General features: G+C 43.1%; 16 protein-coding genes. 9 read left to right on the plus strand and 7 right to left on the minus strand.

Going from position 1 to position 15924, the window contains the following annotated elements:
- The first annotated feature begins 318 nt into the window (after positions 1–318).
- From L5M49_RS09460 to L5M49_RS09470, 3 genes are all read left to right on the plus strand, one after another.
- On the plus strand, positions 319–966 hold the full coding sequence (locus L5M49_RS09460; RefSeq protein ID WP_263265915.1) for an excalibur calcium-binding domain-containing protein: 648 nt from the start codon (positions 319–321) through the stop codon (positions 964–966).
- Positions 967–1028: 62 nt separating this feature from the next.
- Entirely contained in the window at positions 1029–1178 is a 150-nt protein-coding gene (locus tag L5M49_RS09465; protein WP_263265916.1) for a hypothetical protein, read from the plus strand.
- Positions 1179–1240: 62 nt separating this feature from the next.
- Positions 1241–1588, plus strand: coding sequence for a thioredoxin family protein (locus L5M49_RS09470; protein ID WP_263265917.1), 348 nt, complete (start codon positions 1241–1243; stop codon positions 1586–1588).
- 19 nt (positions 1589–1607) lie between these two features.
- On the opposite strand, the gene L5M49_RS09475 is transcribed toward L5M49_RS09470, so the two are convergent.
- From L5M49_RS09475 to L5M49_RS09485, 3 genes are all read right to left on the minus strand, one after another.
- Positions 1608–2123: a NifB/NifX family molybdenum-iron cluster-binding protein gene (locus L5M49_RS09475; protein WP_028759510.1), complete on the minus strand. Its 516-nt coding sequence runs from the start codon at positions 2121–2123 to the stop codon at positions 1608–1610.
- The gene (locus L5M49_RS09480; protein ID WP_012088215.1) at positions 2120–2416 is read right to left on the minus strand and encodes a DUF134 domain-containing protein; all 297 of its coding nucleotides are present in this window, start codon (positions 2414–2416) and stop codon (positions 2120–2122) included. Before L5M49_RS09480 ends, L5M49_RS09475 begins: the two co-directional genes overlap by 4 nt.
- Before the next feature lie 531 nt (positions 2417–2947).
- Complete coding sequence (locus L5M49_RS09485; RefSeq protein ID WP_263265918.1) at positions 2948–4462, minus strand: ATP-binding cassette domain-containing protein; 1515 nt, start codon at positions 4460–4462, stop codon at positions 2948–2950.
- A gap of 357 nt (positions 4463–4819) precedes the next feature.
- Between L5M49_RS09485 and L5M49_RS09490 the strand changes: the two genes are divergently transcribed.
- Positions 4820–5071 carry a DUF2999 family protein gene (locus tag L5M49_RS09490; protein WP_006083102.1) on the plus strand — a complete coding sequence of 84 codons (252 nt, stop codon included), beginning with the start codon at positions 4820–4822 and terminating at the stop codon, positions 5069–5071.
- A gap of 127 nt (positions 5072–5198) precedes the next feature.
- Here the strand turns inward: L5M49_RS09490 and L5M49_RS09495 are convergent, their stop codons facing one another.
- Positions 5199–5585: a carboxymuconolactone decarboxylase family protein gene (locus tag L5M49_RS09495; RefSeq protein WP_107402658.1), complete on the minus strand. Its 387-nt coding sequence runs from the start codon at positions 5583–5585 to the stop codon at positions 5199–5201.
- A gap of 118 nt (positions 5586–5703) precedes the next feature.
- Positions 5704–6279, minus strand: a complete 576-nt coding sequence (locus tag L5M49_RS09500) for a hypothetical protein (protein WP_263265919.1) — start codon at positions 6277–6279, stop codon at positions 5704–5706.
- 1310 nt (positions 6280–7589) lie between these two features.
- Here L5M49_RS09500 and L5M49_RS09505 point away from each other — a divergent pair.
- The 4 genes from L5M49_RS09505 to L5M49_RS09520 all read left to right on the plus strand — a co-directional run bounded on the left by L5M49_RS09505 (position 7590) and on the right by L5M49_RS09520 (position 11682).
- A complete protein-coding gene (locus tag L5M49_RS09505) occupies positions 7590–7967 on the plus strand; it encodes a molecular chaperone DnaJ (RefSeq protein WP_263265920.1) in 378 nt (125 codons plus the stop codon).
- 20 nt (positions 7968–7987) lie between these two features.
- Positions 7988–8815 carry an NYN domain-containing protein gene (locus L5M49_RS09510; protein WP_263265921.1) on the plus strand — a complete coding sequence of 276 codons (828 nt, stop codon included), beginning with the start codon at positions 7988–7990 and terminating at the stop codon, positions 8813–8815.
- A gap of 181 nt (positions 8816–8996) precedes the next feature.
- Positions 8997–10574, plus strand: a complete 1578-nt coding sequence (locus tag L5M49_RS09515) for an AAA family ATPase (protein ID WP_263265922.1) — start codon at positions 8997–8999, stop codon at positions 10572–10574.
- Between the two features lies 1 nt (position 10575).
- The gene (locus L5M49_RS09520; RefSeq protein WP_263265923.1) at positions 10576–11682 is read left to right on the plus strand and encodes a hypothetical protein; all 1107 of its coding nucleotides are present in this window, start codon (positions 10576–10578) and stop codon (positions 11680–11682) included.
- A gap of 664 nt (positions 11683–12346) precedes the next feature.
- Here L5M49_RS09520 and groL read toward each other — a convergent pair.
- Positions 12347–13984 (minus strand): chaperonin GroEL, encoded by a 1638-nt coding sequence (groL, locus tag L5M49_RS09525; RefSeq protein ID WP_011847850.1) that lies wholly within the window; start codon positions 13982–13984, stop codon positions 12347–12349.
- 57 nt (positions 13985–14041) lie between these two features.
- Positions 14042–14332, minus strand: coding sequence for a co-chaperone GroES (locus tag L5M49_RS09530; RefSeq protein ID WP_006086113.1), 291 nt, complete (start codon positions 14330–14332; stop codon positions 14042–14044).
- A 224-nt stretch (positions 14333–14556) separates the two neighbouring features.
- Here L5M49_RS09530 and L5M49_RS09535 point away from each other — a divergent pair, with 224 nt between their 5' ends.
- The gene (locus L5M49_RS09535; RefSeq protein ID WP_263204380.1) at positions 14557–15924 is read left to right on the plus strand and encodes an MATE family efflux transporter; all 1368 of its coding nucleotides are present in this window, start codon (positions 14557–14559) and stop codon (positions 15922–15924) included.

Consider the following 15924-nt stretch of genomic DNA (forward strand, 5'->3'; position numbering starts at 1 on the left):
ACATTTTTTGATCACTTTGTTTATTATTAATGCAATCTATTGTTTGTATTGAATTTACCAAAATGCCAACCGTTTCTGCTGAGTGCTCACATTTCCCCACCGCCATACACTCAAAACGAATGAGTCACACATAAGCAAATTCAAGATAAAAAATTGCAAAACTTCCTTTGCTTGAGTAACTTAGCATCCAACATTGAATAGCCGATTCGTCAACCTAAGTACGGTTTGCTCCTTAAAAAAGATAAATCGGAGCGACTCAAGTAAGTATTGATATTCAATAACTAAAAATATTAAGCGGTTAAATTAAGGACATAGAAAATGCTCATGGATAGAGGCGTACTGGTACGCTGGAACGATGAAAAGGGATTTGGCTTTATTCAGCCTGAAAAAAACGCAGCCCAAGATGTGTTTATTCACATTTCAGTGCTGAAAAAAATGGCGAGAAAACCCATAGTGGGCGACAGCATTCTGTATCAAACGGAAGTGCAAAATGATGGCAAGAGAAAAGCGGTTATCGCCTCAATTGAAGGCGTCGCTGTCGTTGCAGCGAGTGCAACACCGCGCTCCTACTCTCATGTCCAATCACGCAATGAAAGCTTCAATAACAAAAACAAAGCGCATTACCATAGCCCACGAAAATCCTCTTTTAATACGATAATCCCGCTGCTAATAATCGTGGCCATAGTTATCTTTGGCTTTAAACAATACCAAGAATTCAATGAAGCTCCAGCAATCGATGAAGTACCAGTCCTCACAAATGATGACATTCAGCCAATGCCCATGTATGAAACTAAAGCGCGAACACAAGCAACGGCAACACCAAGATTCCAATGTGAAGCGGGTAAAACCCATTGCAGCCACATGAGTTCCTGTGCTGAGGCGACTTTCTACATCCAAAATTGCCCCAATACTCAAATGGATGGTAACGGTGATGGCATTCCCTGCGAGCGTCAGTGGTGCAGTTAGCGATGCGACATATGTAAAGTCACGCGGGTAACCTTAAGCCTGAGCTGGTAGCAGGTAGTGAAATGATAAATAATCTAAAACAATGGCGAGATAGCCTGACAGGCATACAGCAAATCGGAGTGATTGCTGCCAGTATCGGGCTTCTCATGCTTGGCTTATTCTACCTTGGTCAATTTATCGGTAGTCGCGTGGTAAAAATGGGCTGGCTTTAACCCTAGAAATACGCAAACTAGCCCATGAATTCATACTCATAACAACTTCCAAATGGCAACGCATGCACACTGATATCATCACGCACATTGATTCACCTGAGATACTGGAGTCCATGTTAACTGAGCATGCGGCGGTGCTGTTGTTATTTGGTGCGCCGGACTGCGGTGTGTGTCAAACGCTCAAACCGAGAATTGCAGAGATGTTGGCGCAAGAGTTCCCGCTGATGCGGATGGCCTATATTGATTGCCAAGCCCAAGGTGAGATAGCGGCGAGCCGCAATGTATTTGCCTTGCCGGTGGTGGAATGTGTGTTTTATGGCAAAACCTTTGGACGGTTTTCCAAGGTGTTTTCGTTAGCGGATATTCGAGGGGCGCTTGCCCGCCCCTATGGTTTAACTGTGGCGGAATAATTCAAATTAAACACTGAGATTATTTATTTACCAAGGGCCTAAACCCAGCGTAATGCACTGACTTATCGAGCTTAACCTGTACTGCTGGCGTGCTTATAAGACGTGTTGAACAAGGTGCTGCTTTAGCTTTACCACTGCAACCGCAGCCGTCACCTGTAGAATGACAACATCCGCCCTTGGCTGCATGTTTGAGTGAAGCGCGGCCTTGGGATGCATCCGTCAATCTAAGATTAAGATCCGCCGTTTGTGCAAGTAAAGTCGCCACTGTTTGACTCGCACTACCTTTGCTCACACTAATCCCCGCATCGAGCAACTTTCCTAACATGCGCTCACCGATATTCTGCACAAGTACAATGTCGGTACCTTGTTGGATAATCAGCTCTAATAAGGCTTTTTTGGCACTACAGTCACCTTCAATTGCCGGATTATCGACCAGTTTGATTCGTTGAAACTGTTCATTATAAAAGCCAATTTGTAGGGCTTTCGTAAAGTGACTGGCGAGGCGTTCGCGGCTCATCGGCATGGCAATAATCATGATAAATCCTTGTCTGTTTGGGTTGGCAGCCTCAAGGCTTGACCTTGAGTGATAGCCGTCGCCACCTTTTTACGGGCATTGGCGAGAAGGTATCCAAAGGTTTGCCGAGAGATCCCCATCAAGGCCGCGGCTTCGATCTGGCTTAATCTTTTGACGTCACCCAGTTCGAGGGCCTCAAACTCATCGGCCTCTAATTGAATATGAGTTAATTTAACCGCAGGGATCCCATTAGGCTTAAATAGGCTACAGGGCACACAGCTCGATAATTGACGGCATTTTTTGGGTCTTGGCATATATGTATTTATCTTTAAGTCATCTTATATGTCTTGAAATCGTGTTTTAGGTCTTGGTGCACATGTTCGGTACTACGAGTGACACTCGGGCTCATCTCGCTAAGGAAGTCCATCGCTCTGGATTCTCAAGCGTGATAACTGACTTGATGAATAAGTTCAGTGGATGAACCATGAAACTGTCACGAGTTTCTGGCCTAGGCCAGAAACTATTATTCGCGCCAACGACATTCAAAACTGTAAGACGGCTCACAGTTACCTATATCAAGCATGACTAATTAACAGAACTGCTGTCTGGCGAATGGGGGATTAAACACTAGGGCGATACCCTCATTATCGATATGCGGTGCATCTCAGTTTTCACTGAAATACGAAAATCTTTCGCGCCACAGGTATATTGCTATTAAGCGTGACTAACACACTCAATGGCTAGCGCCCAGTAAGGTCAATCTTAACCTGCATTAGGGTGCCGAGGGATAATGACAAACTCTGCAAACAAGTAAGCAGCCGTTAAGCTGCTGTGATAGGTGGCATTTACTGATTTAAACGGGTGAAATCCTCAGACTCACAGTAGTTCACCTGTACCGAATAACCGTCATCTTGCTTGATAAAATCGACAAAGTTTTTAATCGCAGGTAAGGCATCTTCCCTATGGTGCGACACGTACAGCAATTGGCTCAGATGATGCTCGGCTATCATCTCCAGCGCCCGCATCACTAAGGTACGATTGATGAAATCTAAGCCCTGATACGGCTCATCTAAAATCAGCAACAGTGGCTGTTTAATCAAGGCGCGACCTATTAGTAATAACCGCTGCTGACCATAATCGAGCTTCTTAAAGCTGGTGCTCGCCAGCCCTGTCATGTGCAAAATCGCCAACCATTCCTTCGCCAAATCTAGCTGAGGTTTAGTGGGTTTATGGTACAAGCCAATAGAGTCAAAAAAGCCCGAAAGCAGCACATCTAATGCCGAGCAACTGACGCGATATTGCAAGTGCAGCGCCGACGATACTATGCCAATCCGTTGTTTAATCTGCCAAATACTCTCGCCGCTTCCGCGAGGTCGGCCAAAGAGCGTGATGTCGTTGCTATAGCATTGAGGATGGTCGCCTAAAATCAGCCCTAGCAAAGTGCTTTTACCGCAGCCATTTGGGCCACGAACTTGCCAATGTTGCCCCGCCTCGATGCGCCAATTCACGCCGCTGAAAATCAGCCCACTGGCATATTCCACTTTGCCATTTTTAATCTCGACCAGAGGATCAAACGCCTCGGCGTTGTGCCTTTGCCGCTCCATCAAGGCCAAGAGTTCATCGCTACGTTGCGCCGATAACGCATTCAGCTGCGCCATCACAGGATGATTGTGCCATTGCTCAATCGACATCGACGTGCTGAGTTTATGCACACTCTGCCCCGATTTCAGCATCTCACCATTAAACAACGCCACATGGCTGATGCAAGGCGGCAATTCTTCTTGGCGAGAGGTAATGATCAGCAACTGGCTATGCTCGGCCACTTCACTCAGCAGCTCAGATAAACTCGCCTGATGTTCAGCATCGAGCCCTGCATAAGGGTCATCTAAAATCAGCAATTGCGGTAACATTGCCAGTGCACGTGCCAGCATGACTCTGCGCGTTTCGCCCGTGGATAATTGCCGAAAACCGCGCCGACGCAGAGGCTCAAGCCCAACCTTTTGTAATAATGCTGGGAGTTGCTTGGCATCTTGGCAGCATTCCAACACTAAGGATTCGACACTCGAACCGTAATCCAACTCGTCTTTTTCTAACTCGCGCTCCAGCAACGCTTGCTGCAACCCAAGTGACACCCAGCCGATACGTTGCGGCAGGCCAGCAATCGTCCCTTCATCGGGCAGAATATCACCCGTTAATATTCGCCCGAGCAAGGAACCACAATAACTGTCGGTCGCGAAAATCGCCCAATGTTCAGCAGGGTGTAGTTGCCACTCATCGACGACTAACACCTCATTATCACGCCCATATCGTAACTGTTTAACCACAATACTTTTGTCTTGGTTCGCGACAACATCAAGCATAACCACAGTTCCTTTCTATTTTTAAGGGATGATAAAAACCAGCGATTACCCAATCGCATTGCGCCATGATATCTAAGGCAATCATATCTAGAGCAGCAATATCTTAGAGTCATGATATCTAGAGCCATAATATCCAATGCAACGGCTCACGATGCACGACAGTCGCTCAGGTTTTATCGGCAGATTTTGGGGAATACGTCACCAGAGTAAAGCTTATTGGGGATAAAATCTAATGCGCTTAATGACATAGGCAAAGCGTGGCAACATCCAACAGGTACGCATGTGTGAGGCAACCACTCTGGCAGAACTGTGATAAAATCGGCACCTGTTTAACTTTCATATCAACAAGGTAATGCAATGAATCCCATTATTGCCATCTTAAAAGAACACAACGTCAGTGACGCTAAAATCCAAGAACTGTTTCAAACATTAACCGAAAATCCATTAATGGCGATGGGTACGCTCGGTCAATTAGGCATCCCAGCCGAAAAACTACAACAACTGCTGGGGCTAGTGATGCAGAAACCGGCTTTGATCAAAGAAGCCGTGCTTGAACTCGGTTTGGATTTCTCAAAAGTAGAAGCCGCAAAAGCCCAGCTACAAAAATAAGCGCAGACTGTTCAAGTTTGTAGCCATCATGCGCTAGGGGAATGCGCGTAAATCAGCTCCCCTAGCGAATGTTAAAACCACTAAACCTCAAAGCCATTGACGCTCAAAATGATCAATACCAAGTAAGCTAACTGTTTTGCGCCTGCCACTCCTCAATCGCCTCTTTCGCCGCTCGAAAAGCTTCAATCCCCGCAGGCATACCGCAGTAAACGGTGCAATGCAGTAAGACTTCTTGGATCTCTTCAACCGAGCAGCCATTGTTTAGCGCGCCCCGCACATGGCCCTTTAATTCAGTCGGCGCCTTTAATGCCGCCAGCGTCGCTATGGTAATCAAACTGCGCGTTTGCCTTGAAATGGCATCACGCACCCAAACCTCACCCCAGCAATTGGCCGTGACTAAATCTTGCAGCGGTTGCGTAAAATCCGTCGCACTATTGAGCGCCTTATCCACATAGCTATCGCCCATCACAGCACGACGCACCTCAAGCCCCTTTTTGTATTGCTCATCGTTCATCGATGCATCCTTTTTGTTATGTGATTAAGCTATGTGATTAGGCTCTGTGATTAGGCTTATTGAACCGCCGCCAACCAATCTGCCCTATATCCTTACCACCTATAACTGATAACCAACGTTAGATTGAGTGCACCCAAGCAACGAACTCTTCGGCGAGTCTGGGAGGGTTACAGGCCTCTGTCTGATCTGCGATCTCGTTATAGTACTCGAGCTCGTGAACTATGATGGGTACCGAACGACCGAAAACGCGACTAACGGTTAAGTTGGAATGGAGTGTAGAAGCGACAACGCATACTGCGGCAACAAATTGCTCGGTTATCTCCTGACCAAGCTCAAGGCAGCGATCAAAATCGACATCTTCCTCCGCATCACTGTACCCGAGACCGAGATCGGCCACCCAGCGAGCTAAGATATCCGCAGTCTGAGAGTCAGAATCCCCAAAGACGAGGAGTTCGTTTTGAAGCCAGAAGGCATAGTTCCATTTTGCTTCGTCAGAGCTAGAAGCCTTTGGAATCGAGGCATGCCACTCATCGACTGTGTTATAGCCGACTGTCAGCGTAGGTAGACGGGGATCGTCATATTCGTTGTTGATATAGAAAGACAATGCATAGATCTGCTCCGCCTCAGAGGTTGGTATACTCTCTAGCGCTTCGGTAATAGCACTCTGAAGCGCGGTAATCATTGGGATATTCATACTGGGTTTCCTGCTCGTTTAATGCCGCATTTAGCGAATGAAAATAGTGCATTGTAATTGAGAAAAAGAGCTTAACCCACTATTTTTGTTCAGCTTAAATGTCTGCCAATATGTGAGTATTCAACCAATTTACCATTAGGATAGTCTCCAATCTATCACACATAAGACTGCCATTTTTATATGCCCCAATGGTCAAGTGATAGAAGCTTGGAATACTCAAAGATACCTATATTTTTCTTATAAATAACTCAGAAAGAAATGTGTCAGTCCTCGCTTTCGTTCTTATCAAAGATTGGCAGACTCTTTTACTGCTCGTTTGCGGCTTAACAGCCAAAGTAAATCAAGATCGTGGGGCTTCACCCCACACCCGACCAAGGAGGACTGCTCGTCCTATCCTCCTTGGATTCTCCAAGACGCCCCTAGCGAAGTTACATGCATTAGTTACTGGTCTCATACTCCAATAAAAATTGCCTAACGGCTCAGATGGGACATCCCTGTCCCCCCGAGCCTGCGCCATCATCCATGATGTCGCCACGGCATTTTTATCTGCGTATTTCGACAACTTCGCAGGGGAAGGTGTATCTCTTTTATATTTGGTGTTGCTTGCGAGTCATACAAAGCAAACAGAATTATACCCACCATCCCTTTTTTAAAATTTAACAATGGGTGGCCCATTAAATTTTCATGGATGTGAAAGAGCGGCCATGCCGTCAACGGTCACTTACATGCCAATGCTTAATTCAACCAACTCTCCAGTTATCTGTATGCCTTTTTACAAGCATACACTCTGCAAATTTAACAATGGATGGCTCGTTAGATTAACGTCTATCGCTTTGGTGTTGCGTGCTATTTGATAAAAAGATGCATATTCCGTCTTTGGTTTATTGGGCAACAACTCACTATTGTTGCGATTCACCATATGCTGTACGCTAGTTTAAATTTTTGATTGATAAACAACACTTAAGCAATTACTTAATCAATCAACGCTAGTCTGGTGTTAGCGAAAATCTCGCTAATAAAATATGGCAATATAAAAATGAGTCAGGGAAGATCCGCTCTAGAAAAGCGAACAAGGCAAGGAAAAGCTTTCTATACCTCTCCTTAAAGATGCTCCCCCTCTGAACTAATTGTGATTCAGTTTAAGGTTTCACAAACCACAAGCTAATAGCTTTATTATTGTTTTTATTAAAATTTATTATCTATGTGCTGTCTGGCAGCAAGTGCCATGGGCGGTAGCGTGCTTCAATCCTAAGATAAAGCCACCATCACAGACCTGTCCCTAATACCCCCAAATTTATGAAGGAACATAAATGCAAGATGTCATGGTCAATCTTTATGATTGTAAACATTGTTCAGGAACAGGAACTAGTTCCAATGGAATCAATAACAGTTCATGTGAACGCTGCGCAAAACTAAACGAATTACCTATTTGGCGAAGAAGAAATCAATTTGGACTAATATGTGGTTCTTGCGGTGGAATTGGAAAAGCCGAACCTCTAACTGAACGAATTAATAAGAGGACTGCGCCAATCTTAGCAATCATGCTAGTGATGGTCTTACTCACAATCATCAGCCTAGCCGCCCTATTTGAAAACAAGTACTTCACCGAACTTCTTGCTTTTTCAAGTGCAATAATTGGCTCCATCTGCGGGTACTACTTCTCATCCTTAAAAACAGGTAAAGCATAACCACATTAGTTGGAGTTAAAATGCAGAATAAAGAAAAAATTGCGGTGTTCATTGATGCAGATAACGCGCCAGCCAAGAAGTTTGATGTGGTACTCGCTGAGCTTGCAAAACACGGATTGATCAGTATTCGAAAGGCTTATGGTAACTGGAAAAGCCCGAATCTAAAGCCATGGGAAGATATTCTGCATGAATATGCCATTCAACCTATTCAACAATTCGATCTTACCAAAGGTAAAAATGCCAGCGATATTGCTTTAGTTATTGATGCTATGGACATTCTTTACACTAAAGATATAGACATTATTTGTTTAATATCTTCGGATTGCGACTTTACTCCCTTAGTAACAAGAGCCTTAGCAGATGGCAAAACCGTTTTTGGTTTCGGAGAACGTAAAGCTCCAGCCGCTTTCGTGAATAGCTGCTCTCGCTTCCTCTACCTCGACGCAGAACCTGTAGTTGTCGCAGAAGAAATTGAAGTGATATCAGAAGTCACTCAGCCTCCACCAACGGCACCAGACTCAGTTAGTAAAACCAAGCAAGTTCAGCCCAAAACCGCCACACCGCAAAAATGTAATTTAAAAAGTGACTCCAAACTGCTCAATATGTTGCATCAAGCCATAGAAGCAACCGAAGAGGAAGATGGCTGGGCGCAACTCGGCCCAATAGGATCACATATCTCAAATCACAGCTCTTTCGATCAGCGAAACTACGGATTTAAAAAACTCAGCGATCTCTTTGCCGCAATCGATCTCTTCGAAATGCGTAAAACCCACGGCTCAGTGCTATGGGTAAGATATATAAAAAGAGCAACGAAAAATGGAAAGCTGGAAACAAACATTACCACTTGAAAGTACATCCCAATTAGACCGAGCAGCACAAAAGTAAGAGTAGATTCAATGATAAATAGAATACAACCTTTAGACTGGCTGTCTTGTAACAGAACACTAGAGCCCCTCATTTAGACTTGCAAATAAAACTACTATGACTCATTTTATCTATTATTAATTACCTTAAAATAAAAGGATATATATGATTAAAGCTATGCGATTAAGGAATTTAAGAAGCTTTTCAGATTCATTAGACCAACCGTTTATTGAATTAAAACCAATTACAATATTAGTGGGAAAAAATAGTTGTGGGAAAAGCTCTTTTATAAGAAGTTTGCCTCTTCTAAGACAATCAATTGAAGCCAAAACTACAGGGCCTATTCTTTGGTTTGGATCCTATGTTGACTTTGGGGCATTCTCTGAAGCACTAAACACAGATGCTGGTAACAATACTATATTCTTTGATTTTAAACTTAGCATTAATCCTCAAAATAAAATAAACGAATTTTTCTTCTGGAACGAAGAATATTTAACCTCACATAAAAATGACGTTCATTTAGATGTTACAGTTGAAGTAGGCGTTGATCAGATAAAAAATAAAACCGTTGCAAAAGAAATCGTTGTACGCGTCCCTGAGTTCACATACAAAATAATAAGAGAGGACGATTCTGAACGGTGCTCACTATATATTAATGATGAACTACAATTACAAGATCTTTATCTAATATCTAGAAACAGAAGCTTTATACCTGCTGTAGTTGGGATTAAGAAAATAATAAGGAACACGGCAGACGGCAAAAAGGTTTCAGGAAGTTTCATTTTGGAAAGACATATAAAAGACTTCTATTCATCAAAGCTAGAGTCTATTTTAAAACCATATTTCCATACGAACACTTCAGAAGAAACTATTACAAAGGGCATAAATAATCTTGGAGTTATGAAAAAGGAAGATACGTACTCAATCCTTAAAAGCACATTTAACAGAAACAGTTCATTTACTAAAGCAATAGTTAAGAGCAAAGAGTCTATCTGTAATATAACATATGAACTATCGATGCATAAAAGCCTTTCAAACATCTTAGATGAAATTAATGATACTATAGGACGCTACTTTAGTAATATCAGATATATTGCACCACTCAGAGCAACAGCAGAAAGATATTATCGCCATCAAGACTTACAAATCGATGAGATAGATCATACGGGCTCCAACCTTGCAATGCTATTAAAGTCTCTTACTCAAAGAGAACAAGATCTGTTTATGCAATGGACTTCAAGTAATTTTGGCTTTAAGGTTTGGGTTGAAGAACTTGGACTGCATTATGCTCTTAAAATAAAAACTGAAAATGATACAAAAGAATATAACATTAATGACATGGGATTTGGTTTTTCTCAAATCCTTCCAATTGTAGCTTCTATATGGCATGAAAAAATAAAAGATAATGTTAGAACGAGAGATATTGAAAAACAGAGAATATTTGTTATAGAGCAACCAGAGTTACATCTCCATCCAGAGTATCAATCACGCCTTGCAAGGATGTTTTGCAAAGTAGTTAGCACTGCTGCAAAATCAGGAATAAAAATAATATTTGAAACACATAGTAAAACTATGATTGATACGATTGGTGACTGCATTGAAGAAAAAACAATTAGCAATGAAGACGTAAACATAGTCTTATTTGACAAAAAAGATGACTGTTTTACCAACGTATCATTTTCAGAGTTCGACAAAGATGGTTATTTATTAAAATGGCCAATTGGCTTTTTCACTGGAAGATAAAATGCTGATAAAAATCATAAATTGCCACCCATCTGAATATGAAGAAAATGAGAGAAAACAGTTAGCACTATCCAATCTATTAGTGTCTTATGGAACAAAGAGAAATATATTAATAGCAGAGAATGGTGTATTTGATGACATTGTATCCTCAAATTTATATGGTTCTATACATAAAATATATGCTCATGAAGCGAACTCAAATAGGCGAGAGTATGGCAACTTAAAAAATGAATTAGCAGTTTATGTTAATGTAGACTTCACCAATAATATATCAAAATGCGAATATATAAATAAAATCTATGTTATAACATTAGATTACACTATATTCAGCAACCCAGAAAACACCAATGGAACGAGTTTACTAACAGAAAACTCTTTAGACTACAAAGTTTACAATATTATTGCTGAATATTACTCAAAGATTCTTTCAAAAAGAGGACTAAACATTTTCTTTAAGGAGCATCTTGGAGCTGGTAGTCATTCAAAAAGTGAATTTGATCGGCTTTCACAAGAGAAAAAAATATTGTTGTGCCTTATCGATAATGACAAACCTCATCCAAACAAGGGGGAAGGAAGTACTTCAGTAAAGTTCACTCAATTCGATAAAAGTTACAATATTAATTCATTGGCAACTGTATTGTCCGCAAGAGAAATAGAAAATATCATTCCAACAAAAACACTTGAAAGCACTGTATTAACTTTTTCAAAAGATTGTATTGAAAAAATAGACCAAATTACAAAATTCAACAAGAAAAACAATCAATTCAGAAGATTTTTTGACCATAAGAATGGACTAACATTAAAGGAAGCAATCACACTTGATAATACATATGGAAGATTCTGGCTTGATATTTTATCTATTGATAAAAGATTTTCAAAAAAAGAATGTTTTCAATCAAGACAATGCACTGAATGCGATAGCTGTCCAAAAATTGATGGATTGGGTGATAATATATTAAAAAATTTGGTAAATAAAAGTCAGAATGAGAGCATACGCGACTTTATACCATCAATAGATGATTTTTTACTAGATGATTGGAATCAATTAGGTCATTTATTAGTTAGCTGGGGATGTTGTGCTAGCGGGAAGGTTTCTCGGGCAAGTTAAAGAATGATAAGAAATACATAAACAAAGATGGGATAGGCACAAATCTCTGGGGATTAATAGCCAACACAGAAGCTACAGAAGTTCACCCTCCCCTGCGAAGTTGCTGAAGAGCGTTGAAGAAAATCGCGTAGCGCAGACAGGACGTCTGCGTAGCTTTCGGGGGGAAGGGACGCCCCATCGGAAGCGTTAGCTATTTTCAAATAAACACGAAGCCACTAACCGATGCATGTAACTCCGCTAGGGGCGTCTTGGAGAATCCAAGGAGGATAGGACGAGCAGTCCTCCTTGGTCGGGTGTGGGGTGAAGCCCCACGACTTTGATTTTGCTTTTAAAAGCAATCAAGAATGATGGAACCATCTAACCACCAGCAAAAGTATACGATGTTACACTTTTAGTAACCATTTCAGTGCTTAAATCTCAAAAAGTGTAGCTAAGTACACCCAATACTTCCCCAAGTTGCCAGACCAAAAACAAAACCCCGAAACTGTTACCAGCATCGGGGTTTTCTTTTACAAGAACTTTGGTTTGAGGCTTTTAGGCTCCAGACCAGCAAAGTATCTTACGTTGGATAAATCGAGTTAGAACAAGGCGCTTTACCACGACGTTTAGCTTTCTTAAACGAGTGGTGAAGCAACGCAGTTATCACCGATTTAGACAAGTAAGATTACATCATGCCGCCCATTCCGCCCATCCCACCCATACCGCCCATATCTTGGCTAGCATTTTGTGGGATCTCAGCAACCATAGCTTCTGTAGTGATCATCAGACCTGCGATTGACGCAGCGAATTGCAATGCACAACGGGTCACTTTAGTTGGGTCAAGGATACCCATTTCTAACATGTCACCGTAAGTGTCATTACCGGCGTTATAACCGAAGTTACCGCTGCCGTTCTTCACTGTGTTAGCAACAACTGACGCTTCTTCACCCGCGTTAGTGGCGATTTGACGCAGTGGCGCTTCCATTGCACGCAGTGCGATAACCACACCGTGTTTTTGGTCTTCGTTTAATACTTCGACTTCAGCGATCTTAGAAGCTACGCGAACCAGAGCAACACCACCGCCAGGAACCACGCCTTCTTCTACCGCAGCGCGAGTTGCATGCAGAGCATCTTCAACGCGGGCTTTTTTCTCTTTCATTTCAACTTCAGTCGCTGCGCCAACTTTGATTACTGCTACGCCGCCAGCGAGTTTAGCCATACGCTCTTGCAGTTTTTCTTTGTCGTAGTCAGAAGTTGATTCTTCAACTTGTTGTTTGATTTGGCTTACACGAGCAGCAATTTGTGTTTGCTCGCCGTTACCATCGATGATGGTGGTGTTGTCTTTAGTGATCACAACACGCTTAGCAGTACCTAAATCTTCCAACGTTGCTTTTTCAAGCTCTAGGCCGATTTCTTCAGCAATAACAGTACCGCCAGTCAGGATTGCTACGTCTTGTAGCATTGCCTTACGACGATCGCCAAAGCCAGGTGCTTTAACCGCAGCCACTTTCACGATACCGCGCATATTGTTCACAACTAAAGTTGCTAATGCTTCGCCTTCAACGTCTTCAGCAACGATAAGCAATGGCTTACCGGTTTTTGCCAGACCTTCAAGGATAGGTAACAGTTCGCGAATATTAGAGATTTTCTTGTCTACTAACAGTACGAATGGGTGGTCTAACTCAACGCTGCCGGTTTCTGGCTTGTTGATGAAGTATGGAGACAGGTAGCCACGATCAAACTGCATACCTTCTACTACGTCCAATTCGTTTTCTAACGCTTGGCCTTCTTCAACTGTGATCACGCCTTCTTTGCCAACTTTTTCCATCGCAGTTGCGATGATTTCGCCGATAGATTCGTCAGAGTTTGCAGAGATAGTCGCAACTTGCGCAATCGCTTTTGAATCTGCACAAGGTTGTGATAAGGCTTTTAATTCAGCAACTGCAGCGATAACGGCTTTGTCGATACCGCGCTTCAGATCCATTGGGTTCATACCGGCTGCAACGGCTTTTAAGCCTTCAACGACAATGGCTTGAGCCAGTACAGTTGCAGTAGTAGTACCATCACCGGCGGCGTCGTTGGCTTTAGAAGCAACTTCTTTCACCATTTGCGCGCCCATGTTTTCGAATTTGTCTTCTAACTCGATTTCTTTGGCAACAGAAACACCGTCTTTAGTGATCAGTGGTGAGCCGAAGCTCTTGTCTAATACCACGTTACGGCCTTTAGGGCCTAAGGTCACTTTTACTGCGTTCGCTAGAATGTTTACGCCAGCCAGCATTCTTACGCGAGCGTCATTACCAAATACAACTTCTTTAGCTGCCATCTTGATTATCCTTTAAATTTTTAATGATTAATTGGAATGTCGAATTGATGCTGAGGATTAACCCACTACTGCCATCAGGTCAGCTTCCGACAGGATCAAGACTTCTTGACCGTCGATTTTTTCTTTCTTAACGCCGTAACCTTCGTTGAAGATCACCACGTCACCCACTTTGACATCCAGTGGCTTAACTGTGCCATTTTCTAAAATACGGCCATTGCCCACAGCAAGGATTTCACCGCGAGTTGATTTTTCAGCGGCGCTACCGGTCAGTACTATGCCACCCGCTGATGTTGATTCAACTTCTAGACGCTTAACGATTACGCGGTCATGTAATGGACGAATATTCATCTATGAACTCTCCTAATGATTTGATGCCCTACAATCGAGCCTATTTGTGATTAAAAAAACAGACACCTTAGTCTGCTCTTTTGCTGTCTGAGATATGGGGCTGACAGTGTCGAGATCCAAGGGCATTTACAAAAAAAACTTCAATTTTTTGATGTCGGTTTTTTCAAGTCCGCACAATCCTGCTAGAATCTCGCCTCCGCTCGCTAACAAGGCACTATTTTTCCATGAAAGACAGACACGGGCTGCTCACCGCGCCAATTGGTCGTGTACTGCTCAACATGAGCCTCCCCAACTTAATTGGCATTATGACCATTCTAGGTTTCAGCCTCGCTGACACTTTTTTTATCAGCCAATTGGGCACCGAAGCCTTAGCCGCCATAAGTTTTACCTTTCCGGTGACCTTAGTGATCTCGAGCATCGCCATTGGTATTGGTGCTGGGGTATCGACCAATTTAGGTCGACTGTTCGGTTCGGGTAATGCCCACAAGGCCAAAGTGTTCTTGCATGATGCCTTATTGCTCACTTTTATCTTGATCGCCAGTTTAGCCGCACTGGGTAGCATTTTTATTACGCCACTGTTTCGCTTACTCGGGGCAAACGATGACAGCTTACCGCTGATCCACGACTATATGATTTACTGGTATGTCAGCGCACCGCTGCTGGTATTGTTGATGGTAGGCAATCAAGGCTTACGTTCCACTGGCGATACTCGCTCGCCGGCGATGATCATGGCACTGGCGGCGCTCATCAATCTTATCCTCGATCCGTTACTGATTTTTGGTATTGGGCCATTTCCACGTTTAGAAATCCAAGGCGCCGCAATTGCAACCCTGTTCGCTTGGTTGATTGCCTTATCTTTATCGGGATATTTGTTGATTGTTAGGCGCAAGATGCTCGAATGGGCCGCCTTTGACATAGACAGAATGCGCGCGAACTGGAGCAAACTAGCCCATATCGCACAACCCGCCGCCTTGATGAATTTAATCAATCCACTAGCCAATGCCATTATTATGGCCATGTTGGCGCATATCGATCACAGCGCAGTGGCAGCCTTTGGTGCCGGTACTCGATTAGAGTCAGTACTATTAATAGTGGTGATGGCACTGTCGTCGAGTTTAATGCCCTTTATTGCGCAAAACTTAGGGGCAGGACAGCCACACAGAGCGAAAGAAGCCCTGCTGTTATCGATAAAATTTATCTTTATTTTCCAAACCTTACTCTATATCCCCCTGATCTTTTTAGCCGAGCCTATCGCGCATTTATTCAGTACCGATCCACAGGTTATCGAATGGCTGAGTTTTTATATCTTAGTGCTGCCCTGCGCCTACGGACCTTTAGGCATAGTGATTATTGTCGCGACCTCGCTCAATGCCTACCACAGGCCTATGAGTTCATTAGTCATCAATCTGTGCCGCTTAGTACTGCTCATGCTGCCGCTAGCAGCCTTGGGATCGTATATAGGTGACGTTAAAGGCCTGCTGCTCGCGCTACCTGTGACCAATATTTTGATGGGAATTGCCTGTTATTGGCTGGCGCAGCGGATCTGTGAGCCCACAAAGATCACGACCGCAAACGCCATTAGCGAGGGGTAA

This window comes from Shewanella sp. SM74, from assembly GCF_025653725.1.
GTDB lineage: Bacteria > Pseudomonadota > Gammaproteobacteria > Enterobacterales > Shewanellaceae > Shewanella > Shewanella oncorhynchi.